24 protein-coding genes are annotated in these 23,517 nt (G+C 33.0%); 13 read left to right on the top strand and 11 right to left on the bottom strand.

Annotation, left to right across the window (positions count from 1 at the left end; all coding sequences use genetic code 11):
- Window positions 1–996: 996 nt before the first annotated feature.
- A complete protein-coding gene (locus JBL43_RS08780; protein WP_198841066.1) occupies window positions 997–1,461 on the bottom strand; it encodes a CBS domain-containing protein in 465 nt (154 codons plus the stop codon).
- Window positions 1,462–1,557: 96 nt separating this feature from the next.
- Between JBL43_RS08780 and JBL43_RS08775 the strand changes: the two genes are divergently transcribed.
- The 4 genes from JBL43_RS08775 to JBL43_RS08760 all read left to right on the top strand — a co-directional run bounded on the left by JBL43_RS08775 (window position 1,558) and on the right by JBL43_RS08760 (window position 6,532).
- Window positions 1,558–3,864: a M28 family peptidase gene (locus JBL43_RS08775; protein ID WP_198841065.1), complete on the top strand. Its 2,307-nt coding sequence runs from the start codon at window positions 1,558–1,560 to the stop codon at window positions 3,862–3,864.
- A 46-nt stretch (window positions 3,865–3,910) separates the two neighbouring features.
- Window positions 3,911–5,101, top strand: coding sequence for a phosphoglycerate kinase (locus JBL43_RS08770; RefSeq protein WP_198841064.1), 1,191 nt, complete (start codon window positions 3,911–3,913; stop codon window positions 5,099–5,101).
- 145 nt (window positions 5,102–5,246) lie between these two features.
- Entirely contained in the window at window positions 5,247–6,278 is a 1,032-nt protein-coding gene (locus tag JBL43_RS08765) for an NADP(H)-dependent aldo-keto reductase (protein WP_198841063.1), read from the top strand.
- Between the two features lie 2 nt (window positions 6,279–6,280).
- Window positions 6,281–6,532 carry a hypothetical protein gene (locus tag JBL43_RS08760; protein WP_198841062.1) on the top strand — a complete coding sequence of 84 codons (252 nt, stop codon included), beginning with the start codon at window positions 6,281–6,283 and terminating at the stop codon, window positions 6,530–6,532.
- A gap of 74 nt (window positions 6,533–6,606) precedes the next feature.
- Here the strand turns inward: JBL43_RS08760 and trpS are convergent, their stop codons facing one another.
- Window positions 6,607–7,575, bottom strand: coding sequence for a tryptophan--tRNA ligase (gene trpS / locus JBL43_RS08755; protein ID WP_198841061.1), 969 nt, complete (start codon window positions 7,573–7,575; stop codon window positions 6,607–6,609).
- Window positions 7,576–7,721: 146 nt separating this feature from the next.
- Between trpS and JBL43_RS08750 the strand changes: the two genes are divergently transcribed.
- Both JBL43_RS08750 and trhA read left to right on the top strand, forming a co-directional pair.
- Complete coding sequence (locus tag JBL43_RS08750; RefSeq protein WP_198841060.1) at window positions 7,722–8,468, top strand: lysophospholipid acyltransferase family protein; 747 nt, start codon at window positions 7,722–7,724, stop codon at window positions 8,466–8,468.
- A complete protein-coding gene (gene trhA, locus JBL43_RS08745) occupies window positions 8,455–9,105 on the top strand; it encodes a PAQR family membrane homeostasis protein TrhA (RefSeq protein WP_198841059.1) in 651 nt (216 codons plus the stop codon). Before JBL43_RS08750 ends, trhA begins: the two co-directional genes overlap by 14 nt.
- A 3-nt stretch (window positions 9,106–9,108) precedes the next feature.
- Here trhA and JBL43_RS08740 read toward each other — a convergent pair whose 3' ends face one another.
- Window positions 9,109–10,266, bottom strand: coding sequence for a DNA polymerase III subunit (locus JBL43_RS08740; protein ID WP_198841058.1), 1,158 nt, complete (start codon window positions 10,264–10,266; stop codon window positions 9,109–9,111).
- The gene (locus tag JBL43_RS08735; protein ID WP_198841057.1) at window positions 10,267–11,640 is read right to left on the bottom strand and encodes a peptidoglycan DD-metalloendopeptidase family protein; all 1,374 of its coding nucleotides are present in this window, start codon (window positions 11,638–11,640) and stop codon (window positions 10,267–10,269) included. It lies immediately after the preceding gene.
- Window positions 11,641–11,850: 210 nt separating this feature from the next.
- On the opposite strand from JBL43_RS08735, the gene JBL43_RS08730 reads away from it, so the two are divergent.
- The 7 genes from JBL43_RS08730 to JBL43_RS08700 all read left to right on the top strand — a co-directional run bounded on the left by JBL43_RS08730 (window position 11,851) and on the right by JBL43_RS08700 (window position 19,040).
- Entirely contained in the window at window positions 11,851–13,020 is a 1,170-nt protein-coding gene (locus JBL43_RS08730; protein WP_198841056.1) for a PSP1 domain-containing protein, read from the top strand.
- Complete coding sequence (locus JBL43_RS08725) at window positions 13,013–13,504, top strand: gliding motility lipoprotein GldH (RefSeq protein WP_198841055.1); 492 nt, start codon at window positions 13,013–13,015, stop codon at window positions 13,502–13,504. The genes JBL43_RS08730 and JBL43_RS08725 overlap by 8 nt, the downstream gene beginning before the upstream one ends.
- The gene (locus JBL43_RS08720; protein WP_198841054.1) at window positions 13,497–15,794 is read left to right on the top strand and encodes a penicillin-binding protein 1A; all 2,298 of its coding nucleotides are present in this window, start codon (window positions 13,497–13,499) and stop codon (window positions 15,792–15,794) included. Before JBL43_RS08725 ends, JBL43_RS08720 begins: the two co-directional genes overlap by 8 nt.
- Before the next feature lie 10 nt (window positions 15,795–15,804).
- A complete protein-coding gene (locus JBL43_RS08715) occupies window positions 15,805–16,506 on the top strand; it encodes a CoA transferase subunit A (protein WP_198841053.1) in 702 nt (233 codons plus the stop codon).
- A gap of 3 nt (window positions 16,507–16,509) precedes the next feature.
- Window positions 16,510–17,169 carry a 3-oxoacid CoA-transferase subunit B gene (locus tag JBL43_RS08710; RefSeq protein WP_198841052.1) on the top strand — a complete coding sequence of 220 codons (660 nt, stop codon included), beginning with the start codon at window positions 16,510–16,512 and terminating at the stop codon, window positions 17,167–17,169.
- Between the two features lie 15 nt (window positions 17,170–17,184).
- Window positions 17,185–17,943, top strand: a complete 759-nt coding sequence (locus JBL43_RS08705) for an exodeoxyribonuclease III (protein ID WP_198841051.1) — start codon at window positions 17,185–17,187, stop codon at window positions 17,941–17,943.
- Between the two features lie 146 nt (window positions 17,944–18,089).
- The gene (locus JBL43_RS08700; RefSeq protein ID WP_198841050.1) at window positions 18,090–19,040 is read left to right on the top strand and encodes an OmpA/MotB family protein; all 951 of its coding nucleotides are present in this window, start codon (window positions 18,090–18,092) and stop codon (window positions 19,038–19,040) included.
- Between the two features lie 62 nt (window positions 19,041–19,102).
- On the opposite strand, the gene JBL43_RS08695 is transcribed toward JBL43_RS08700, so the two are convergent.
- The 7 genes from JBL43_RS08695 to JBL43_RS08665 form a co-directional block, all read right to left on the bottom strand.
- A complete protein-coding gene (locus tag JBL43_RS08695; RefSeq protein WP_198841049.1) occupies window positions 19,103–19,546 on the bottom strand; it encodes a cytochrome c oxidase assembly factor Coa1 family protein in 444 nt (147 codons plus the stop codon).
- A 62-nt stretch (window positions 19,547–19,608) separates the two neighbouring features.
- Entirely contained in the window at window positions 19,609–19,902 is a 294-nt protein-coding gene (gene trxA / locus JBL43_RS08690; protein WP_198841048.1) for a thioredoxin, read from the bottom strand.
- Window position 19,903: 1 nt separating this feature from the next.
- Complete coding sequence (locus JBL43_RS08685) at window positions 19,904–20,176, bottom strand: heavy-metal-associated domain-containing protein (RefSeq protein WP_117883876.1); 273 nt, start codon at window positions 20,174–20,176, stop codon at window positions 19,904–19,906.
- A 7-nt stretch (window positions 20,177–20,183) separates the two neighbouring features.
- On the bottom strand, window positions 20,184–20,588 hold the full coding sequence (locus JBL43_RS08680) for a rhodanese-like domain-containing protein (protein ID WP_117883875.1): 405 nt from the start codon (window positions 20,586–20,588) through the stop codon (window positions 20,184–20,186).
- 151 nt (window positions 20,589–20,739) lie between these two features.
- Window positions 20,740–22,146 carry an MBL fold metallo-hydrolase gene (locus JBL43_RS08675; RefSeq protein ID WP_198841047.1) on the bottom strand — a complete coding sequence of 469 codons (1,407 nt, stop codon included), beginning with the start codon at window positions 22,144–22,146 and terminating at the stop codon, window positions 20,740–20,742.
- Window positions 22,147–22,259: 113 nt separating this feature from the next.
- Window positions 22,260–22,949 carry a helix-turn-helix transcriptional regulator gene (locus JBL43_RS08670; protein WP_198841046.1) on the bottom strand — a complete coding sequence of 230 codons (690 nt, stop codon included), beginning with the start codon at window positions 22,947–22,949 and terminating at the stop codon, window positions 22,260–22,262.
- Window positions 22,950–23,036: 87 nt separating this feature from the next.
- On the bottom strand, window positions 23,037–23,414 hold the full coding sequence (locus tag JBL43_RS08665) for a VOC family protein (protein WP_198841045.1): 378 nt from the start codon (window positions 23,412–23,414) through the stop codon (window positions 23,037–23,039).
- Window positions 23,415–23,517 lie beyond the last annotated feature (103 nt).

Genomic DNA, 23,517 nt, shown 5'->3' with positions numbered 1-23,517 from the left:
ACGATATTAGTATCGTTAAGCTTTAAGTTATAAATTTAATCCTTTAATAATCTGTATCGGTTATTTAGGACTAGACAAAACGATAATATAAATCATTCTTCAAAAAATTAATTAAATACGATTGTTACCATAAATACACATAACCTTACTTAAATAGTAATCTTCCATCAAAATTAAAACCACTAACATCTCTATAATTTTAAAATAAAAATAATCGCTAACACCTCTATGCCAGTTAATTAAAAATAATAATTAAAAATATCACTTTCTCAAGGGGGAATTCTATGCTGTAGATTGTTTTATAATTGAAGCAGCGAAACAAACAATGCTTTAGTCGTAATAAGTGGAAATTTTATGATAATAACAAAAAAAATTACCATTAAAACTTTATCTCCTTTCTCCCCAGATTAAGGAAATCCTCAAAAGGGATTTAGAAAAATTTTAATATAAAAAATAATAAGAATTAGTTTAAGTTGATAGTTTAGTTAGAGAAAAATGGCCCCGCTGAAGAGTGAGGCTTTTTTTGTTTATAGACTAAATTAATGAACTCTCTCCTCCTAGCTTTTTAATGTACCAATACAATGATAATACTGCCTTAATTTTATTTAATTCAATAAAAAACGACCCTATACTTCTTACTTTCTTTACACGAGGAAAGAAAAAAACACCATAATATAACTGAAAATTAGGTGTTTAAAAATTTTACAATAAAAAAGCTCATTTTAAAGGGGGAATTTCATGCTATTGATTGTTTTATAATCGAAGCAGCGAAACAAACAATGCTTTAGTCGTAATAAGTGGAAATTTTATGATAATAACAAAAAAATTACCATTAAAACTTTATCTCCTTTCTCCCCAGATTAAGGAAATCCTCAAAAGGGATTTAGAAAAATTTTAATATAAAAAATAATAAGAATTAGTTTAAGTTGATAGTTTAGTTAGAGAAAAAAGCCCCACTATACGTGGGGCTTTTTTTTATTAAAAATTTTGAATGTTTTACTTCCAGTTCTGTCCTTTTTGTTTTAAAGCTGCAATAAGGATGTCTTTTTGACTTATCTGTCCTATTAGCTTACCATTCTCTACAATAGGAAAACGTCTGTGCTTTGCTTTTAAAAACATATCAGCTGCCTCAAAAATATTCATATTTCCATCAATAGTATCCACATTTTTTACCATGTGCTTATCTACTGTATTATTATCCATTGGCATGTTATAATATCTGCTTTCTGAAATGTGCTTAATACAATCTCCTTCAGAAATAATACCGAGTAACTCATTATTTTCGTTAACAACTGGTCCACCTGAAATTCTATTTTGAATTAAAGATTCTATCACCTCAGAAACGGATTGATCTGGTTTAAATGTAATCAACTTTGTAGTCATGTAATCAGACACTAAAGCTGGTTTTAATTCCTCTTTTTGAGGTTGAGATCTTTTACCTTGAAAACTTTTGATTGCCATAACTTAATATTTTTAGGTTCGTATAAATATAATATAAATTCTTTAAAATTACTTACTTTAGTCAAAAATCCGTTTTCAATCTAACCCATAATAAGAATGAAAAAATACGCTTCAGCCATTTCCTTTATCATAATCATAACAACCATATACCTGTCTTTCAGTAGCTTAATGCCAAAAGAGAAATCTGATACAACGACTCCACTTACAGAATTTTCGAGCGATAGAGCTCTCGTGCATTTAAAGGAAATAACCCAAAAACCTCACTTTGTAGGTACTACAGCACATAAAGAAGTACAAGAATACATAGTTAATGAATTAGAAAAACTAGGATTAACCACTGAAATTCAAGAGCAAGTAGCTCTAAATAAAAAGTGGAGAGCAGGCACAAATACACAAAATATCATAGCCAAAATAAATGGTACAGATAATTCAAAAGCATTATTGCTTCTAACACATTATGATAGTGCAGTGCATTCTTCATTAGGTGCTAGTGATGCCGGTAGTGGTGTGGTAACAATTTTAGAAGGCTTAAGAGCTTTTATGGCAACTCATAAGGCTCCTCAAAATGATATTATTATTCTAATTTCTGATGCCGAAGAATTAGGATTATTAGGTGCAAATGCATTTGTAAATCATCATCCTTGGGCTAAAGACGTTGGCTTGGTTTTGAATTTTGAAGCAAGAGGTAGTGGCGGGCCCAGCTATATGCTCATGGAAACCAATGGTGGCAACAAAAAACTAATTGAACAATTTGCAAAGGCTAAGCCAAAATACCCTGTTGCAAGCTCGTTAATGTATAGTATTTACAAAATGCTACCTAATGATACTGATTTAACAGTTTTTAGAGAGGATGGTGAAATTCAAGGCTACAATTTTGCCTTTATTGATGACCATTTTGATTATCACACAGAACAAGATAGTTATGAACGCTTAGATAGAAATACATTAGAACACCAGGCTAGTTATTTGATACCGTTACTAAATTATTTTGCTGATGCTGATTTAACCAATCTCAATTCAGATAGTGATAACGTATATTTTAATATGCCTTATATAGGTATGATTTATTATCCTTTTTCATGGGTAATACCAACGATTATAATTTTCAGCTTCGTATTTTTAGGATTGCTAATTTTTGGAGTTTCAAAAAAGAAATTACTACTCGCTCAACTACTTAAAGGGTTTATTCCATTTCTATTCTCCATGTTAATTTCTGGCTTCATTACCTTTTTCGGTTGGAAATTAATTCTCAAAATTCATCCTCAATATCAGGATATTTTACACGGATTTACCTACAACGGCCATTGGTATATTGCCTCTTTTTCAGCTTTAACTTTAGCTATTTGCATAATTATTTATAATCGTTATTTTAAAAAAATAAAAGCTAAAAATTTAATAATCGCCCCACTATTTATTTGGATTATCATTAATATCGTCATTAGTATTTATTTAAAAGGAGCTGGCTATTTTATTTTAGCAGTCGTATATGGTATAATAGCCTTAGCAATACTACTGTTCTCAAAAAAGGAGCATCAATCCATTTTATTAAGTGTTTTATCAATTCCTGTTTTATTTACCTTCGTTCCTTTAATACAAATGTTTCCAATCGGGTTGGGATTAAAAATGCTTGCCGTTAGCAGTATTTTTATCGTGCTACTATTTGGTTTACTCGTACCTATTTTTTCATCTTATAAAAACATAAAGAAATTAGGACGATTGTTTTTAGCACTTTCATTACTTTTATTTATTTCAGCAGCATTTAAATCAGGCTATTCCATTGAACAAAAACAACCCAATAGTATAATCTATGTTTTAGATGCAGACAAAAACGAAGCGTATTGGGCTAGTAATAACAAAGAAACTGATGAATTTACAACCCAATTTCTGGGTGATAACCCAATTAAAGGAGGTTTTGACAACTCAACTACAGCTAGCAAGTATGGCACGAGAATAAAATTGCATAAAAAAACAGAAGTCAAAACTATAATTCAACCCCAAATAGAAATTAGCAAAGACACAATTATTGATGCATTCAGACATATAGATTTAAAAATAACACCTCAAAGAAAAATTAATAGAATAGAGCTACTTTCTACCAATACCCTTTCCTTTAAAACCTTTGTTGTAAATGGCGAATCGCTGCCCAATAGAAATGATTCTGAATTTGTATTTAAAACCAATAGCCAAGTTTTAAGCTATTATTTTTCAAATAATGACACCTACTTATCAATTCAATTTTCAATACCCAAAGAGCAAAACCCATCATTTATAATCTATGAAACCTCTTATGATTTGTTTGAAAGTATGGCTTTCGACATTACACCAAGAACAGAAACCATGTTGCCTATGCCTTTTATTATAAATGATGCCATAATTGTAAAAAAACAGATAAATCTAGACTAAAAAAGTAAGAGAAAGATTATATTTGTAATTCAAAATTTTATAACACATGACTACAATCAACGATTTCAATTTCAAGAATAAAAAAGCATTAATCCGAGTAGATTTTAACGTGCCTTTAGATGAAAACTTTAAAGTAACTGACACTACAAGAATCGAAGCTGCAAAACCAACTATAATAAAAATATTGGAAGACGGAGGTAGTTGTGTTTTAATGTCACATTTAGGTCGTCCAAAAGGAGTAAGTCCTGAATTTTCACTTTCTCATATTGTTGATACCGTTAGTGAAATTATTGGTGTTCAAGTAAAATTTGTTGATGACTGTGTTGGTGAAGAAGCCGAAAAAGCGGCTGCTGAATTAGAACCTGGAGAAGTATTGTTATTAGAAAATTTACGTTTCCACGATGAGGAAAAAAATGGAGATGTTGACTTTGCTAAAAAACTTTCTAAGCTTGGAGATATTTATGTTAATGATGCTTTTGGTACAGCTCATAGAGCTCATGCTTCAACAACTGTAGTGGCTCAGTTTTTTAAAGGTAAAAAATGTTTCGGTGCCTTATTAGCGAAAGAAATTGTTAGTATTAATAAAGTTTTTAAAGACAGCGAAAAGCCAGTAACTGCAATTTTGGGTGGTGCCAAGGTTTCTTCAAAAATCACCGTAATTGAAAATATTTTAGACAAGGTAGATCACTTAATTATTGGTGGTGGCATGAGTTTTACCTTTATAAAAGCTCAAGGTGGTAGTATTGGTGATTCTATTTGCGAAGATGATAAACAAGAGTTAGCATTAGATATTTTAAAACAAGCCAAAGAAAAAGGTGTAAGAGTACATTTACCTGTAGATGTTATCGCCGCTGATGCTTTCAGCAATGATGCCAATACGCAAGTAGTAGATATTTTTCACATACCAGATGGATGGCAAGGTGTTGATGCTGGTCCAAAAACTAATGTAGCTTTTTCAATGATTATAGCTCAATCAAAAACCATTTTATGGAATGGCCCCGTTGGTGTTTTTGAAATGCCAAAATTTGCAAAAGGAACTATTGAGTTAGGTAATGCCATAGCTGATGCTACTGCTGATGGAGCTTTTTCTCTTGTAGGTGGTGGTGATTCTGTTGCGGCGGTAAAACAATTCGGTTTTGAACACAAAGTAAGCTATGTTTCTACCGGTGGAGGTGCTATGTTAGAAATGCTAGAAGGTAAAACTTTACCTGGTATAGCTGCTATATACGAAGACTAATTAGTTTACATAAACTATTCTAAAGACAGAGTTTCATTATTATAGCTCTGTCTTTTGTATTTAAAATAACACGAAAAAGTGAGAATTATTTAGATAGATCTATTTTTCATCCTCCCAAATTAACAAACATTAAAACTCTTATTTCATGAAGTACAACAAATTACCAGAAACTAATATTGAAGTTAGTAAAATCTGTTTGGGTACCATGACATGGGGTCAACAAAATACCGAAGCCGAAGGTCACGAGCAAATGGATTACGCTCTTGAACAAGGTGTTAACTTTTTTGATACTGCTGAAATGTATTCCGTACCCGGAAAAGCAGAAACGTATGGTTCAACTGAAAGAATAATCGGGACATGGATTAAAAAAACAGGAAATAGAGAAAAAATCGTATTGGCGTCAAAAATTGCTGGACCAGGTATAGCTCATATTCGAGACACTGGTTTTTCAAAACAAGCAATTACGGAGGCTCTAAATGGTAGCTTAAAGAGATTACAAACAGATTATTTAGACCTGTATCAATTACATTGGCCAGAAAGACCTGTAAATTGTTTTGGCGTTAGGGATTATCCATACAATCAAGAAAATCAATGGGAAGATAATTTTGCTGAAGTTTTAGAGACCTTAGATGGTTTTGTTAAACAAGGTAAAATAAAACATGTTGGACTTTCAAACGAAACGCCTTGGGGCACTATGCGATATTTAGAAGAGGCCAAAACAAAAAAATTACCAAGAATGGTTACCATTCAGAACGCCTATTCTTTATTACATCGTATTTTTGAAACAGGCCTGTCAGAAGTCGCTTTAAGAGAAAATATTGGCTTATTAGCCTATTCTCCAATGGCGTTTGGAGTATTATCTGGCAAATACTTGGGCGGAAATATGCCTAAAGACTCACGTGTAGATTTATTTCCAGTCTATCATAGATATAGTAGTACGGAAGCTGAAAAAGCGGTAATAGAATACTCGAAAATTGCTCAAAAACACGGACTCAGTTTAGCCCAAATGTCACTTGCTTTTGTAAATCAACTACCTTTTTTAACGAGTAATATAATTGGAGCAACAAAAATGACACAGCTTAAAGAAAATATTGATAGTATAAACGTTGAATTATCTGAAGAAATTATTACGGAAATTAATACCGTTCATGGTAAGATGCCTAATCCTGCGGCTTAGTCATGAACCTAGTAGAAGAAAATAAAGAAAAGCGTAAAAACGCTTCATTAACTATTGCTGAATGGTTCGGATTTTTCTTACTTCCAATAAATATGAGTCTACGGTATATATCCAAAAGAGATTTTAATGATGATCAAGAAAATCGATTTGCAACATATGGATTTGACAAAAAAATGAAACAAGCTGGTATTGCCAGACTTTTGGGAATATTATTTTATATAGTAGCTATGATCATTTTATTTGCAAAATTCTAAGGATAATTAGCTTTAAATTATCTTGTGTTTAATTCCTCCCCTTATGAAGGGAAGGTGTCCGAAGGACGGAAAGGTTAATAACCCAACTTCTCCCTAACTCTACCCAATACTTCATTCGCCACTTTCCTTGCTTTTTCGGCTCCAATTGCCAATGCCTCATCAATTTCATTCAGATTATTCATGTAATGATGATACAACTCTCGTTCTTTAGCATATTTGGTAATTAGCAAATCATAAAAAGCTTGTTTAGCATGCCCATAACCATAATTTCCACCTGAATAATTAGCCCTCATTTCAGCAATTTGCTCTTCATTAGCTACCAATTTGTATAAGGCGAATAAGTTACAAGTCTCCGGATCTTTAGGCTCTTCCATCGGAGTACTATCCGTTTGGATTTTCATAATCACTTTACGCAACTTTTTATCATCCAAAAATAAATTAATCTCATTGCCGCGTGATTTACTCATCTTTTCACCATCAAGACCAGGCACAATCATTACATTCTCTTCTATTTTGGCGTCAGGCGGCACCAACGTATCACCCATTTTATGATTAAAACGATTGGCCACATCCCTACTCATTTCTAAATGTTGCAATTGGTCTTTACCAACAGGCACTACCTCAGCATCATAAATCAAAATATCTGCTGCCATTAACATAGGATATGTAAAAAGCCCTGCATTAACATCATCAAGCCTATCTGCCTTATCTTTAAAACCATGAGCCAATGTTAAACGCTGATAAGGATAAAAACAACTTAAATACCAAGACAATTCTGTTACTTGAGGCACATCACTCTGTCGATAAAAAACCGTTTTATTTATGTCAACTCCAAATGCTAGCCATACAGCCGCTGTGCTATACGTATTTTGCTTTATTATAGCTCCATCTTTTATTTGTGTTAATGTATGCATGTTAGCAATAAACAAAAACGAATCATTTGATGAATCATTAGACATTTCAATAGCTGGTATAATTGCTCCTAACAAATTGCCTAAATGTGGTGTTCCGGTACTTTGTACTCCTGTAAGAATTCTTGACATAACTTATTTTTCTAAAGCAAAAGTACAAATCACAAATCACAATATTTCAAATTCTAAAAAACAAATTTAAAAAATTATATTCCCGTCTTTTTTGAGATTTTAAATTTACACATTGGAGTTTATACAGATTCCCTAAATTTACCCCAATGAATTTTTTAAAAAATATTTTTCGCGTATTTTGGCGTATTTGGTTTTATGGATGGGTATTTTTTTCAATCCTTGTTGCGTTACCCATTTTAATTGTGGTAATCTCTTTCGATAGTTTATATCCCACTTTTTTTAAAATTGCCAAGGCTTGGGGTAAAACCATCCTATTTGTGATGGGCTTTAAACCTGTAGTTGAGACAGAAGAAGAAATAATCCCTGGTAAGAGCTATTTGTTTATTGCAAACCACGCCTCTCTAATTGATGTAATGTTAATGCTGTCTGTAATGAAAAACCCAGCTGTGTTTGTTGGTAAAAAAGAATTGGTAAAACTGCCCTTATTTGGATATGTTTTTAGAAAAACAAGTATTTGGGTGGACAGAAGTAATGCTGAAAGTCGGAAAAGAGTATATATTTTGGCTCAAAAGAAATTAGATCAAGGCTTAAGCATTGCCATTTTCCCTGAGGGATTAGTACCTCACGAAGATATTGTGTTAAGTGAGTTCAAAAATGGTGCCTTCCGCTTGGCAATTGAACATCAAATACCCATAGTACCCATGACTTTCTACGATGTAAAAAAACGTTTTTCATGGACATTTTTTAGTGGGTGGCCAGGTAAATTACGAGTAAAAATTCATAAATTTATCCAAACAGAAGGTTTAACTGTTGACGATATGGAATCCATTAAAAAAGAGGCTTTTGACACTATATATACAGAATTAATTAATGATATCAATGATGAAAAATGAACATCTAACATATTATAATTCTACCGAAGAAAGACTAAATGTACTTACACATGCTATTGGATTAGTTTTAAGTATTATAGCCTTAGTCGTTTTAATTATTCATGCTAATAATCATGGAACCGCAAGGCATATTGTAAGTTTTTCTATTTTTGGAGCGAGTTTAATCTTGTTGTACTCTGCTTCTACTTTTTACCATTACTCCCAACAGCCAGAATTACGTAAAAAATTAAACATTTTAGATCATGCTGCCATTTATGTCCTTATTGCAGGAACCTATACTCCTTTTACACTCATTACTTTAAAAGGAACGTTAGGTTGGACAATCTTTGGCATTACTTGGGGAATTGCTCTTGTTGGAGTTTTTCTTAAATTATTTTACACTGGTAGGTTTGAAAAAATTTCTACCGCAGCTTATATTGGTATGGGATGGATTATCATTTTTGCCGTAAAACCGTTACTAGAAAATTTGCCCATAAACGGATTATATTGGCTACTGGCTGGTGGCGTATTTTATACCGTAGGTGCCATCTTATATAGCATTCCAAAAATAAAATACAACCATACTATTTTTCATGTATTTGTATTATTGGGGAGTTTTTCGCACTTTATGGCGATCTATTTTTATGTGTTGCAGTAAATTTTAAACGACTTCTTTTTGATGTAGTAACCGCGTTAACTTTATTGATAAATCCAATAAGATGATTTTGGCATTACCATTACGCTCAATATGATAAATAGCATCATTAAGCTCTTTGGTTATTTCCATAATATTACCACTATGAACAAACGGAGCAAATTTATCTAAATCGAAACTTGTGGTATAGGGCTCTAAAAACACCAACGAATCTGCTGTGTAATTTTTTAATAAAGCTTGTCTAAAAAATTGGAGACAGTAGTTTAAAAAACTTTTCTGAACCTCTCTACCGTTTGATGCAATAGCATCACTCCAAGCAATTAGTTCTTGTATTACGGCAGCATTACCTTTTGCTTTAAAAGCGGTTCGTACCCAAGTAATAAACCATTGTTCAAATTGTTCATCGCTTGTTGAGTTATGTAGAATATTTCTTGCTTTATTCCAATTACCATCTGCTTGATGAGCAATCTTTACGGCTTCATTTTCTGTAATTTGCTCTCGTACTATTAAAGCTTCCTTAATATGATTTTCACTTAAAGGATTTAATTTTACAATCTGACAACGGGATAATATGGTACTAATTATTTGCTCTTCACTCTCAGTAACCAATAATAGAATAGTCTTGTTTGGTGGTTCTTCTATTAGTTTTAGCAATTTATTGGCTGCCGCAGTATTAAGCTTCTCGGCCATCCAAATAATCATGACCTTATAACCACCTTCGTACGATTTTAGAATCAACTTTTTTACAATTGCTTCTGCTTCATCTACACCAATTTGACCTTGTTTATTTTCAATACCTAAATGTGTATACCAACTTAACAAATCGCCATACGGGTTATCATTTATAAACTGACGCCATTCTTCTAAAAAGAAATCACTTACAGGGTGTCTTTTCACCTTATCCGTTGTGGCAACAGGAAATGCAAAATGCAAATCTGGATGACTTAAGTTGTTAATCTTTGTATTACAGGCCTGGTTCCCAACATTATTTTCGCCGTCAGTATTATTACATAAAATATATTGAGCGTAAGCAATAGCCAATGGTAAAGCACCTGTACCCTTTGGTGCAACAAAAAGTTGTGCATGGGGTATTCGGTTTCTTTCAACACTATAGATAAGTTGTTTTTTTACTGTTTCTTGATCTATAATATTTGAAAAAAGCATTTATTTTTTTACGATTTTAAATGATTTTGAACTTCCTGTAGTTTTATCACCAATGTTTAGAAAATACAAACCTTTAGATAAAAATTGTAAATCTAAACGATCAGAAAAAACTTCTTTTTCAACAACTTTTTGACCTAATTGATTAAAAACAGCCATATTGTAATCCGCTTGATCAAACGTAAAGCCTGAAATTTTTAATTCATCCTCAAAAGGATTAGGAGCTACTGAAATTTGTGCTAATTTTTCATCTTCAATACCTAAAGTAGAAGCTACTTCAAATTCATGATCAACCGATTGCCCTTCGTAAGTCATTCGCAGTTTATATGTACCTAATTCAGAAAGATTGTTAAGGTCCCAATACCAATAAGAAGTAGTATAAGTGTTTGTCAATGCTAGAGACCATTGAATATTACTTCCGTCGGGTTTAAATAATCTAACATAAATTGTAGTTCCAGCAAGTTGATCTTTTAAATACCCCGCCATATAAATATCTGAATTCGGCAAGAATTTATTCTGTAAATTGGTAGTTTCTGTTTCAGGACAAGTATTAAATTCCGGCGGTGCACTATGTGTTAAAACAGCATTTATATTTGGGTCATTATAATCCGGTTGGTCTTGCCACCAGGTTGTAATATTGTTACAAGTTCCATTAAAAGGATCAATCAAATTACTACCACTATCATAAACTTCAAAGTGTAAATGTGGCCCTGTAGAATTCCCTGAGCTGCCTATAATACCTAAAAATTCTCCAGCTACAACCGTGTCTCCATCTTCTTTTGTAGTCAAACTTCCATTTTTTAGATGACCATACCAAGTTCTACTGCCATCACTATGCTGAATATAAATTGCGTTCCATGTATTTGAATTCGCTGTACAACTCTCATCAAACTCACCATCATTTTTATAAACAATAGTTCCAGCAGCAGCAGCCACAACTTCAGCTAAATCATTTTCCATTTGATACCAAGAAAAAGGCCATGTAAAAATATCTGTTCCTGAATGATTGTAACCAGAACTAGTGTCATATGTTCTTGTTCCACAATTATAATCTTGTACATTATCGGGAAATGTAGCATCATGATCTACATAATTAGAAATTGCCCAAACATCGTTAAAATCACTCGTGGCCGCCTTTTGAACTGGCCAAATAAATGTCGGTGATGCTAAACCTGCTTTTTTTATCGACAATTTGCCTTGTTTTATTAACTTGGCAACATTAACTTCAACTTCGGCGTTAATTTTCGCTTTGGCTTCTTCCGAAATACACGCTAAATTATCTGGGTTAAACAGAACTTCACCTCCATTGGCTTCCCCTATTATTTGCGAAAAACAAGTTAGAGGTAGTAGCGACAAAACAAGCAATAATCTTTTCATTATGATTGCATTTTATAATAAGTGTTTAAGTGTCAAAAGTACTAATTTTTAAATATAATTTTATTAACTTTTAATGTTATGAATTATATTTATATTTACAAATTAATTAAATATTAAAACGATTCAGTAGAAAATCTATTGTGTTTTAATTGAAAACGAATTTACATTATACTCATTTCTGCGTATAATTATAAATATAACATATAAAATATGAGCTGTAATAGTTGCTCTACGGATACAAATGGTGTACCGAAAGGATGCAAAAGTAATGGGAATTGTGGTACTGGAAGTTGTGATAAATTAACAGTTTTCGACTGGCTTTCTAACATGACATTGCCAAATGGGCAATCCTCTTTTAACATTTCTGAAGTACGTTTTAAAAACGGTAGAAAGCATTTTTTTAAAAATACAAAAAATTTAGCCATCGCTATTGGCGATGTTGTGGCTGTAGAATCTTCACCAGGACATGATATTGGCACTGTTTCTTTAACAGGAGAATTGGTTAAAATTCAAATGCGTAAAAAAGATGTCAGTTTTGATAGTGAAGAAGTAAAACAAATCTACAGAAAAGCCTCGCAACGTGATATAGAAGTTTGGCAAACTGCAAGAGATAAAGAACAGGAGGTTCAACGAAAATCTAGATTAATAGTTTCGAGATTAGGTCTAAAAATGAAACTCTCAGACATTGAATTCCAAGGAGATGGTAACAAAGCAACGTTTTACTATACTGCTGATGATCGTGTCGATTTTAGATTATTAATCAAGGAATTGGCTACAACTTTTAAAATAAGAGTTGAGATGAAACAAGTTGGTCTACGTCAAGAAGCTGCTAGACTCGGTGGAATTGGTTCATGTGGTCGCGAGTTATGCTGTTCTACTTGGTTAACTGATTTTAGATCTGTAAGCACCTCAGCCGCTAGATACCAGCAATTATCATTAAACCCGCAAAAATTAGCCGGACAATGTGGTAAGCTTAAATGTTGTTTAAATTATGAATTAGATTCTTATTTAGATGCTTTAAAAAATTTCCCAAAAACAGATACCTGGCTTCAAACGGAAAAAGGAACCGCTGTTTTCCAGAAAATGGATATTTTTAAAGGGTTACTCTGGTATGCCTACAAAGACAACCCAATGCAATGGGTAGATTTAGAAGCAGAACAAGTAAACGAAATCATCAAAATAAATAAAGAAGGAAAAAAAGTAGCTAGTCTAGAAATGTATGCCTCTAAAATAAATGTCCCTGCTGAACCTGAAGCTGCTTTTACAAATGTTGTAGGTCAAGACAGTTTAACTAGATTTGACAAAAACAAAGGAAATAAGAGTAACAAAAGAAGAAAAAACAGAAATAATAAAAGAAAATCTCCCCGCAAAAATGCGTAATATTTTAGGCTTACTTTTCGTTTCAATAGCATTAATTTCATGTAATGATAATTTAGTTTTCAATCAATACAAATCAATGCCAAATGCCGAATGGCATAAAGATTCTCTTGTCAAATTTGAATTTAGTCCAATTGATACTATTTCTAGAAATAATGTGTATATAAATCTCAGAAATAATAACGACTATGCCTACAGTAATCTATTTTTAATTGTAGGGATTGATTTTCCTAACAATTATAAGGTTGTTGATACGTTAGAATATGAAATGGCAGATGTAGACGGTAAATTTTTAGGTGAAGGTTTAACCGATCTTAAAGAAAACGTTTTAGAATTTAAAAGCAATGTAATTTTCCCTACAACTGGCACTTACAACATCTCCATTCAGCAAGCTATGCGTAAAAGTGGAGAAGTTGATGGAATAACATCGTTAAAAGGTGTAACAGATGTAGGTATACAAATTGAAAAAATGAACAATAATGAGTAAAAAAAAACCAGATAACACGGCTACATTTAAAAAATTTACCAAATGGCTTTGGATACTGTTTTTAGGTGGCTTCGGATTAATAGCTCTATTATTTTTTCTAGGTTCTATTGGCGTTTTTGGCCCTTTGCCTTCTTTTGAAGAACTTGAAAACCCTGAAAATAATTTAGCAACTGAAGTTATCTCTATTGATGATAAAACATTGGGTAAATACTTTAATGAAAACAGAACCCCGATAAAATACAAAGACATTCCTCAAAATATAGTAAAAGCCTTAGTTGCCACTGAAGATGTTCGTTTTTATGAACATTCTGGTATTGATTTTTATGGTACTACTAGAGCATTTGTTAAATTAGGTAAAGATGGTGGAGCCAGTACGGTTACACAACAATTGGCAAAGCTGTTGTTTCATGGCGAAGGATCTAAAAACCTTGTGGAAAGACTTTCACAAAAAATTAAAGAGTGGATTATTGCAATTAGATTAGAGCGTCAATATACCAAGGAAGAAATCATTACTATGTATTTTAACAAGCAAGATTTCTTATATAATGCCGTTGGTCTTCGTTCTGCAGCTCGTATTTACTTTGGCAAAGAACCTAAAGAACTTAAAACGGAAGAAGCTGCTGTATTGGTAGCTATGCTTAAAAACCCTAGTCTTTACAATCCCCACAGAGAAAGTAAAAAAGAAAGAACACTATTACGCAGAAATGTGGTGCTTAAACAAATGGAAAAAAATGGAGTTATTTCTCTAGAAGAGAAAGATTCTTTGCAAAAATTACCAATGGTAATTAATTTTTCTCCAGAAGATACAGGTTATGGTGTTGCCACTTATTTTAGAGAATATTTACGTGGTTTCTTAAAAACTTGGGTAAAAGACAATAAAAAACCAGACGGTACTGAATATAATATTTACCGTGATGGACTAAAAATTTATGTTACCCTAGATTCTCGCATGCAACAGTATGCTGAAGATGCTATGAAAGAACATATGTCAAACCTACAACGGGTATTTTACAAGCAACAAGAAAAGAACAAGAATGCTCCTTATTATGATTTAACAGTAAAGGAAATTGAACGGAATATGGAATCTGCAATGAAACGCTCCAATAGATTCAGACGTATGAAAAAAGCTGGTGTTTCTGAAGCTGACATTAAAAAATCATTTAACGAAAAAACAGAAATGCGTGTATTCTCTTGGAAAGGAGATATAGATACTATTATGACTCCAATGGACTCTATTAGGTATTACAAATATTTTATGCGTGCTGGTTTAATGTCTATGGAACCACAAACAGGTCATGTAAAGGCATGGGTTGGTGGTATAAACTATAAGCATTTTCAATACGATATGGTAAAACAAGGTAAGCGTCAAGTAGGTTCAACTTTTAAGCCTTTTGTATATGCTACAGCAATCAATCAATTACAGCTCTCTCCATGTGAAGAATTGTCTAATACCATATGGACCATCCCTAAAGGAAAATATGGATTGGATAAAGATTGGGCTCCTGCAAATGCGGATCATAAATATGGTGGATTTAAAACCTTAAAAAATGCATTAGCAACTTCTACCAATGTTATAACAGCTCAATTAATTGACAAAACAACACCTCAAAATGTTGTTAAATTGGCGAAAAACTTAGGAATTGAAAGCGATATCCTCGCAGTGCCTTCAATAGCATTGGGTACGGTAGATTTATCTCTGTTTGAAATGACTGGTGCATACAATACGTTTCCTAGTAAAGGTATGTATGTAAAACCAATAATGATATTACGTATTGAAGATAAAAATGGAACGGTATTAGAAAATTTCACACCAGAAACCAAAGAGGTGATGAGTGAAGAATCTGCCTATACCGTGGTTAATTTGTTAGAAGGTGTTACACAATATGGTTCTGGAGCTCGTTTACGTAATGGTGCTAGAAGTTATCCAGACAGTATTGTTTCGGGTCATCCCTATAAATTTAAAAACCCTATTGGTGGTAAAACGGGTACTACACAAAATCAATCTGATGGTTGGTTTATGGGCTTTGTACCTAATTTGACTACTGGCGTTTGGGTTGGTGGTGAAGAGAGATCTATACATTTTGCTGATATTGGAAGAGGCCAAGGTGCATCAATGGCACTACCAATTTGGGCATTGTATATGAAAAAATGTTATGCCAACAAAGATCTTGAAATTAGCGATGGTGCTTTTAAAAAACCAGCTAACTTTAGTGTTGAATTAGATTGTGAAAAATATAAAAAACAGCAAGAAGAAGATCAAAATACTATTGAAGTAGACCCTGAATTTTAAATAAAATGAAATGATAAATAAGGTTGTAAAAAACGTTGAAGATGCTTTACAAGGGGTTCAGTCTGGAATGACCTTAATGTTAGGTGGTTTTGGGCTATGTGGCATACCCGAAAATAGTATCTCGCAATTAGAAAAATTAGGAGTTACTGATTTAACTTGTATATCTAATAATGCAGGTGTTGATAATTTCGGTTTGGGATTATTACTTCAAAAACGCCAAATTAAAAAAATGATTTCGTCTTATGTAGGCGAAAATGATGAGTTTGAACGTCAGATGTTAAGTGGTGAATTAGATGTAGAACTTATACCACAGGGTACACTAGCGGAAAGATGTAGAGCCACAGGGGCAGGCATTCCTGCTTTTTACACACCTGCCGGTTACGGTACTGAAGTTGCTGAAGGAAAGGAAACACGAGAATTTAACGGTAAAATGTATGTACTTGAACATGCTTTTAAACCCGATTATGCCTTTGTAAAAGCTTGGAAAGGCGATACTGCAGGTAATTTAATATTTAAAGGTACGGCACGGAATTTTAATCCACTTATGGCAATGGCTGGTAAAATAACTGTTGCAGAAGTAGAAGAACTTGTCCCTGCAGGAGAATTAGATCCAAATCAAATACATACCTCTGGAATTTTTGTACAACGAATTTTTCAAGGTGTAGCTTATGAAAAAAGAATTGAACAACGCACTGTAACTCCCAAATCTTAAACTATGGCATTAGATAAAATAGGTATAGCAAAAAGAATTGCTCAAGAGTTGAGAGACGGTTGGTATGTTAATTTAGGTATTGGTATTCCCACGTTAGTGGCAAATTATATTCCCAGTGGAATTGATGTTGAATTTCAAAGTGAAAATGGTTTATTAGGCATGGGCCCCTTCCCTATTGAGGGCGAAGAAGATGCTGATTTAATAAATGCGGGTAAACAAACCGTAACCGTTTTAGACGGAGGTTCTTTATTTGACTCTGCCAATAGTTTTGCTATGATTAGAGGTCAACATGTTCAACTTACAGTATTGGGTGCCATGGAGGTAGCTGAAAATGGAGATATTGCCAATTGGAAAATACCAGGTAAAATGGTTAAAGGAATGGGTGGTGCTATGGATTTAGTAGCATCTGCCGAAAATATAATTGTTGCTATGATGCATACCAACAAACATGGAGATTCTAAATTACTTAAAAAATGTTCATTGCCATTAACTGGTGTAGGGTGTGTTAAAAAAATTGTAAGTAACCTTGCTGTTTTAGAAGTAACTGAAAACGGATTTAAATTATTGGAGCGAGCTCCAGGTGTGTCTGTTGAAGAAATTAAAAATGCAACTGAAGGCAAATTGATTATTGAAGGTGACATACCAGAAATGGTAATTAATTAACAACATTACATATTGATGAATATTATTTCCTACAACGTAAACGGTATACGAGCTGCTTTAAAAAAAGGGTTTATGACATGGTTGCAAGCGGCTAATCCTGATGTCATTTGCATCCAAGAAACTAAAGCTCATAAAGAACAATTGGACTTAGAAATTTTTGAACAAGCAGGTTATCATTATCATTATTGGTTTTCTGCCGAAAAAAAAGGATATAGTAGTGTTGCTGTGCTTTCTAAAATAAAACCTAACCATGTAGAATATGGTACCGGTATTGAAACAATGGATTTTGAAGGTAGGAATTTACGTCTTGATTTTGACGACGTTTCTGTAATGAGTTTATATTTACCGTCTGGTACAAATGATGCTAGATTAGGTTTTAAGCTCAATTATATGGATGAATTTCTAGAATATATTGACAACCTTAAAAAAGAAATTCCGAATTTAGTTATCTGTGGCGATTATAATATTTGTCATGAAGAGATAGATATCCACAATCCTAAAATGAAAGGTGTTTCAGGATTTTTACCTGTAGAAAGAGAGTGGATTGGCAAGTTTATTGATAGTGGTTTTATAGATTCTTTTAGACATTTTAACAAAGAACCTGATAATTATAGCTGGTGGAGTTATAGAGCCAATGCAAGAAACAATAATAAAGGATGGCGAATAGATTATTGCATGGCGTCAGAACCTCTTAAATCGCGTTTAAAACGAGCGTATATTTTACCAGAAGCCAAACATTCAGACCATTGTCCGATTGGTGTGGAAATTGAATAGTTACTACCAAATTTATTACTTGTCATTCAGAACGGAATGAAATGTAGTGAAGAATCTCATAAATGGTAACTCAAATTAAAAAGATTCCTCGTACCTCGGAATGACAAATGTATGAATGAAATTATATAATCGAAAAACAATATACAATGAAAAAAGCAGCCTTATTAATCCTAACCTTAACTTTATTGAGCTCTTGTGTTTCTAAAAAAGTATATACTGAACTTGAAGAAAAATACGACAAACTAAGAGGGAGTAACGAAGCTCTATTTAGTGAAAATCAAGATTTGATAGATCAAAAAAAGGACTTAGAAGAAGCTCGTTTAAAACTACAATCCGAACTAGATAATTTAGCGGAAGAAAAAGAACGAATTACCAATGCAGTAAATCAACTGGAAGATAAAAAAAACAAACTTCAGGCAGAATTTGAAAATCTTGCCAATGATAGTGAACAACAACTATCTGCAAAAGCAGAAGAAAACAGAAAACTATTAGTAGAATTACAAGATAAGGAAGCAAAACTTACGGAAGAAAGTGAACGTTTAGCAGAATTGCAAAGTCAATTGAGTGAACGTTCAGCAAGAGTAGATCAACTGGAAGGCTTAATAGCTGCAAAAGAAGCGGCTATGCAACAGCTAAAAGATGCTGTTTCAGCCGCCTTACAAGGTTTTGAAGGGAAAGGCTTAACTGTAGAGCGTAAGAACGGTAAAGTGTATGTTTCTATGGAAAATAAACTATTATTTAGTTCTGGTAGCTGGGCTGTAAATAGTGAAGGTAAAAGAGCTGTAAACAACTTAGCAGCCGTTTTAACTGAAAATCCTGATATTGATGTATTGATTGAAGGTCACACAGATAATGTTCCATATGGAGGAAAAGGGGTGTTAATTGATAACTGGGACTTATCTACAAAAAGAGCGACAGCCATTGTACGTATATTGGTAGACAATAATGTACCTCAAAAACAAGTTACCGCAGCCGGCCGTGGTGAATTTATGCCAGTAGCTAGTAATTCAACTTCATCAGGAAAAGCAAAAAACAGACGTATAGAAATTATTTTGGCTCCCAATTTAGATGCCATTAATGAGCTATTGGAAGAGTAGAAATATTTTGATTAAATAAAGGAATACTGGCATTTTTTTTAACAATATTCTAACACCCATCATCATTCCGAGGATGTTAAGACCTCAATAGTCTGCTTGTTTTTTACTGGCCTTCTAATTCGAACGTTGATTTTTTTATAATTCCATACGTTATCAATAAGGTCAGCAGAAATATCAACTCTACCACTCCCTTTTGTTCCGATTATACGAATTGATGTATATACAGTTTTCTTTTCATTTGAATATTTAACAACACCCTCTAAAATTGCGAGTTTATCAGTTGGTTCTATTTCACCCAACAATTCTATAACTCTTTTGTCAGATTTAACTTTTTCAAATGCATTATCATAAAGGTCAGGTTCTGAATATGCTTTAGCTATATCAACACTCATTCCTCCTACTTCCGAAAAGATTAAAAATACAATAACAACCGTAACTCCAATCAAAGGTAAAAACCATTTCCAATTTCTATTCCACCAACTTTCTTGCTTGATTAGTTCGTTCATTTTAATCATTTTAAGTCATTCGAACAAACTTAGAGGTTATTACTGAAAGAGCGACAATTTCATTAATGTTGCTGAATAATATGTTCAATTTCACTAGCCTGTAACACTCCAGACTGTCTCCAAACTTGCTTACCCTTTTTAAATAGAATCAATGTTGGCACACCTTTTACCTGAAATTTTGAGGCAACGGCTTGATTTTTATCAACATCAATCTTAATGATTTTTACACCATCTTTAAGTTGTTGCTTTACTTCTTTAAGTATCGGTGTCATCATTTTACAAGGACCACACCAATCTGCTTTAAAATCAACCAAAACAGGAATATCTTGGTTGATAATTTCACTAAAAGACGCCATTTTATACTTTTTCTCCCATTCTACCCGTAGCACAACTCACAAAAGATTTTGCTTTATGCATAATGGTATTCGTATCACCAGCTTCTGGATAGCCCATTTTAGATAGTTTAGCTTTCACACTATCTAATACAGTTTCATTTTCTGAATCTACACTTACTTTTGAGGTTTCTAAATCAATATTTACTTCAGAAACGCCATCAACTGAAAGTATTCCTTTTTTAATAGTATTGGCACAGCCTCCACATTTAAGATTAAGTATTTCTATTGTTGTCATTTTATCTTTATTTTTCTATTTCTAAATTTTCTTTTGACCAAGCTAAAAAACCGCCCTGAAGGTCATATATTTTTGTAAACCCAGCTGCTTTTAATTTGGAAGATGCATTGGCACTCCTCTTTCCACTTTTACAATATACATAAACAGGTTTCGACTTGTCTAACGATTCCATTTGCGTCATAAAATTTTTATCAAAAACATTAATATTTTTCGAGCTTTTCAAATGTCCCGCATTATATTCTTTTGGAGTTCTAACATCTATAAGTTGTACTGTATTATTTTCAACTTTAGCGTTAAAATCTACTGGTTTAACTACCTCTACTGTAGTACTCTTCTCATTACTTTGCGAGCTGTTTTTACAAGAAAACAGCAACGTTATTACTACAAAAAGGCTTAATGTTAAATTTTTCATTTATATATTTTAATTATTATTTATGTTATAATTCACTTTACCATTACTTTTGAATCTTACCTACCAACTCTTTAAAAACTCTATACATATTTCTCAATACAATTTCTTCTATGCTATCCCTTCTAAGAAAACAATCGAAGTGACCGTAAGTTTACAACGTTGATGGACAAACATAGTCCGTTTTATTAATACTTGATTCTTTAATGGCTCCATAACCACCAGCAATATCAATAACGTTGTGATATCCTCTTGCTTTTAAGATAGAAGCAGCAATTACAGAACGATATCCACCTGCACAATGCACATAAAATTCTTTATCTTTAGGAAACTCAGAAATATAATCATTGATAAAATCTAAAGGTGTATTAGGTACTTCAACTATATGTTCACTGGCATATTCCCCAGGCTTTCTAACATCAAAAATAGCTGTTTTATCATCCATTTTATGTTCCAATTCTTCTACAGAGATAGACGTTAACGTATCTATTTCCTTACCCGATTTTTTCCAAGCATCAAAACTTCCATTAAGGTAACCCAACGTATTATCAAAACCAACTCTAGATAACCTTGTAACTGTTTCTTCCTCTTTTCCTTCTGGAGTTACTAATAGTATGGGTTGTTTTACATCTTTTATCAAGGCTCCAACCCAAGGTGCAAAACCACCTTCTAAACCAATAAAAATAGATCTAGGAATAAATCCCTTAATAAATTCTGATTCATGTCTTACATCTAAAATTAAAGCATCAGTATCATTGGCTATTTTTTCAAATTCATCTGGAGATAACGGTGTAGTCCCTTTACTCAAAATCGCATCTATACTTTCATACCCTTCTTTATTCATCTTCACATTTAAAGGAAAATATTGTGGTGGCGGTAATAAACCATCTGTAACTTCTTTTACAAATTCTTCTTTGGTCATATTTTCCCTTAACGCATAATTGGTCTTTTTTTGCCCACCAATAGTACCTACAGTTTCTTTACTTAAATTCTTTCCACAGGCAGAACCTGCTCCGTGTGCAGGATAAACAATAACATCATTCGCCAACGTCATTATTTTAGTTCTTAAACTATCGTATAAGTAACCCGCTAAATCTTCTTCGGTAAGCACACCCGCTTTTTGAGCTAAATCTGGACGACCAACATCTCCTAAAAACAAGGTGTCACCACTAAAAACAGCATGGTCTTTTCCATTTTTATCTTTTAAAAGATAGGAAGTACTCTCCATCGTATGACCAGGTGTATGCAATGCCGTAATAGTAATATCACCTAATTTGAACACCTCTCCATCTTTAGCGATGTGCGATTTAAAGTTTGTTTTAGCAGTAGGTCCGAAAACTATAGTTGCTCCCGTTTTTTCCGCCAATGTTACATGTCCACTTACAAAATCAGCATGGAAATGTGTTTCAAAAATATATTTGATTTTTGCTCCGTCTTTTTCAGCTTTGTCAATGTAAGGTTGCACCTCTCTTAAAGGGTCAATGATAGCAACTTCACCGTTACTTTCTATATAATATGCACCTTGAGCTAAACAGCCGGTATAAATTTGTTCTATAATCATATTTTACTTTTAATATTAATCTTGCCTATTTTAAATAGAGGCGTAAAATTCTCAATTTTGCAAAGATACTGACTAATATAAGAAAATAAAGTAACAAAAATTACAAAGAATTGTTAAGGGTTATAAGGGCGTGACTTATAAAAAGATTCAAATTCAAATTTCCTATCTTCAAATTGACTGGGCAAAATTTTAAAGTTTTGAATTCGGTCTACTCTAAATGCTCTATAATCATTTCGTAAATGACACCACGCAATTAGAATCCATTTATTGTCTGTGGCAAATATGGCACATGGTTCAATAACTCTAAAAGTAGCATCAACTTGATCTGCCTTACGGTAATTAATTTCAGTTAAATTAAAATTAGTAATGGCCAATTGCAATTCGGAAAGAGCATTACTGGAAATTATTTCTTGTTTAAAATCAAAAACTCGAATTTTACTATGTAGTAATTCACTTTTCTGTTGAATAGACGTTCTAAAAACCGACTTAATTTTAGTCATCGCTTCCTCAAAATCACTAACAAACGATGCATCATTTGATTTGTTTACCAAATGTTGAGCAGTAATTAACGCATTGGCTTGTTTTTCAGTAAACTGAACCGGTGCCACAACATAACCATCCATCAAGCTATAGCCTCTGCCTTCCAAAGTGATAATAGGAACGCCAGCAACTTCTAATTTTTTAATATCTCTATAAATGGTTCTAATACTAACTTCAAATTTTTTAGAAAGCTCCGTTGCCGTTAAAATTCGTTTTGATTTTAACAAGGTTAATATGGCAATGAGTCTAGAGAGTTGTTGCATGATTCACAAATATAGTAAAAGAAAAGAGGCAAGATTCAAGATTTATTTGTCCAGATTCTTACCTCTTTTTTTCTCGTCTCTTATTTATTAAGACATGGAGTGCAATGCTACTTTGTTACCTTCCGTATCTTTAAGTAAGGCAAAAAATCCATTTTCACCAATATCTGTTTTTGGTAATAAAACCTTACCTCCAGCACGTTCAACGCGACTTAAAGGAAGACTTAGATCATTGCCACCATTCAAATAAACGGTAACACCTTCCATAGATGGTTTTGCATCATCACCTTTAAAAATGGCTCCACCTACCCCTTCCTCTTCAGGTTTATAGTCAAATACACCATATTCCATGGTACCGTCTGGCATGGGATGATCGGTAATTCCAATTCCCAACACGGTGGTATAAAACTTTTTAGCTCTGTTATAATCCGTTACAGGAATTTCAAACCAACTGATTGCACTTTTCATAATTTATAGATTTTTATGGTTAAACATAATGCAAATGTAGCCGTGGTTTTGACAAATGATGTCAGGGGTTAAAAAAGTTTGTTCATCGTAAAAATGAATGGAC

This window comes from Aureibaculum flavum (assembly GCF_016406085.1).
Taxonomy (GTDB): domain Bacteria; phylum Bacteroidota; class Bacteroidia; order Flavobacteriales; family Flavobacteriaceae; genus Aureibaculum; species Aureibaculum flavum.
This window is presented reverse-complemented; position numbering and strand designations above follow the sequence as displayed.

Bases quoted from the DNA above. Each gene is read 5' to 3' on its own strand.
- JBL43_RS08715 (WP_198841053.1), top strand. From the start codon at position 15,805: ATGATAAATAAGGTTGTAAAAAACGTTGAAGATGCTTTACAAGGGGTT.
- JBL43_RS08710 (WP_198841052.1), top strand. From the start codon at position 16,510: ATGGCATTAGATAAAATAGGTATAGCAAAAAGAATTGCTCAAGAGTTG.
- JBL43_RS08720 (WP_198841054.1), top strand. From the start codon at position 13,497: ATGAGTAAAAAAAAACCAGATAACACGGCTACATTTAAAAAATTTACC.
- JBL43_RS08685 (WP_117883876.1), bottom strand. From the start codon at position 20,176: ATGACAACAATAGAAATACTTAATCTTAAATGTGGAGGCTGTGCCAAT.
- JBL43_RS08680 (WP_117883875.1), bottom strand. From the start codon at position 20,588: ATGAAAAATTTAACATTAAGCCTTTTTGTAGTAATAACGTTGCTGTTT.
- JBL43_RS08770 (WP_198841064.1), top strand. From the start codon at position 3,911: ATGACTACAATCAACGATTTCAATTTCAAGAATAAAAAAGCATTAATC.
- JBL43_RS08730 (WP_198841056.1), top strand. From the start codon at position 11,851: ATGAGCTGTAATAGTTGCTCTACGGATACAAATGGTGTACCGAAAGGA.
- JBL43_RS08675 (WP_198841047.1), bottom strand. From the start codon at position 22,146: ATGATTATAGAACAAATTTATACCGGCTGTTTAGCTCAAGGTGCATAT.
- trhA (WP_198841059.1), top strand. From the start codon at position 8,455: ATGATGAAAAATGAACATCTAACATATTATAATTCTACCGAAGAAAGA.
- JBL43_RS08765 (WP_198841063.1), top strand. From the start codon at position 5,247: ATGAAGTACAACAAATTACCAGAAACTAATATTGAAGTTAGTAAAATC.
- JBL43_RS08725 (WP_198841055.1), top strand. From the start codon at position 13,013: ATGCGTAATATTTTAGGCTTACTTTTCGTTTCAATAGCATTAATTTCA.
- JBL43_RS08670 (WP_198841046.1), bottom strand. From the start codon at position 22,949: ATGCAACAACTCTCTAGACTCATTGCCATATTAACCTTGTTAAAATCA.
- JBL43_RS08705 (WP_198841051.1), top strand. From the start codon at position 17,185: ATGAATATTATTTCCTACAACGTAAACGGTATACGAGCTGCTTTAAAA.
- JBL43_RS08760 (WP_198841062.1), top strand. From the start codon at position 6,281: ATGAACCTAGTAGAAGAAAATAAAGAAAAGCGTAAAAACGCTTCATTA.
- JBL43_RS08780 (WP_198841066.1), bottom strand. From the start codon at position 1,461: ATGGCAATCAAAAGTTTTCAAGGTAAAAGATCTCAACCTCAAAAAGAG.
- trxA (WP_198841048.1), bottom strand. From the start codon at position 19,902: ATGGCGTCTTTTAGTGAAATTATCAACCAAGATATTCCTGTTTTGGTT.
- JBL43_RS08695 (WP_198841049.1), bottom strand. From the start codon at position 19,546: ATGAACGAACTAATCAAGCAAGAAAGTTGGTGGAATAGAAATTGGAAA.
- JBL43_RS08700 (WP_198841050.1), top strand. From the start codon at position 18,090: ATGAAAAAAGCAGCCTTATTAATCCTAACCTTAACTTTATTGAGCTCT.
- JBL43_RS08750 (WP_198841060.1), top strand. From the start codon at position 7,722: ATGAATTTTTTAAAAAATATTTTTCGCGTATTTTGGCGTATTTGGTTT.
- JBL43_RS08735 (WP_198841057.1), bottom strand. From the start codon at position 11,640: ATGAAAAGATTATTGCTTGTTTTGTCGCTACTACCTCTAACTTGTTTT.
- trpS (WP_198841061.1), bottom strand. From the start codon at position 7,575: ATGTCAAGAATTCTTACAGGAGTACAAAGTACCGGAACACCACATTTA.
- JBL43_RS08775 (WP_198841065.1), top strand. From the start codon at position 1,558: ATGAAAAAATACGCTTCAGCCATTTCCTTTATCATAATCATAACAACC.
- JBL43_RS08665 (WP_198841045.1), bottom strand. From the start codon at position 23,414: ATGAAAAGTGCAATCAGTTGGTTTGAAATTCCTGTAACGGATTATAAC.
- JBL43_RS08740 (WP_198841058.1), bottom strand. From the start codon at position 10,266: ATGCTTTTTTCAAATATTATAGATCAAGAAACAGTAAAAAAACAACTT.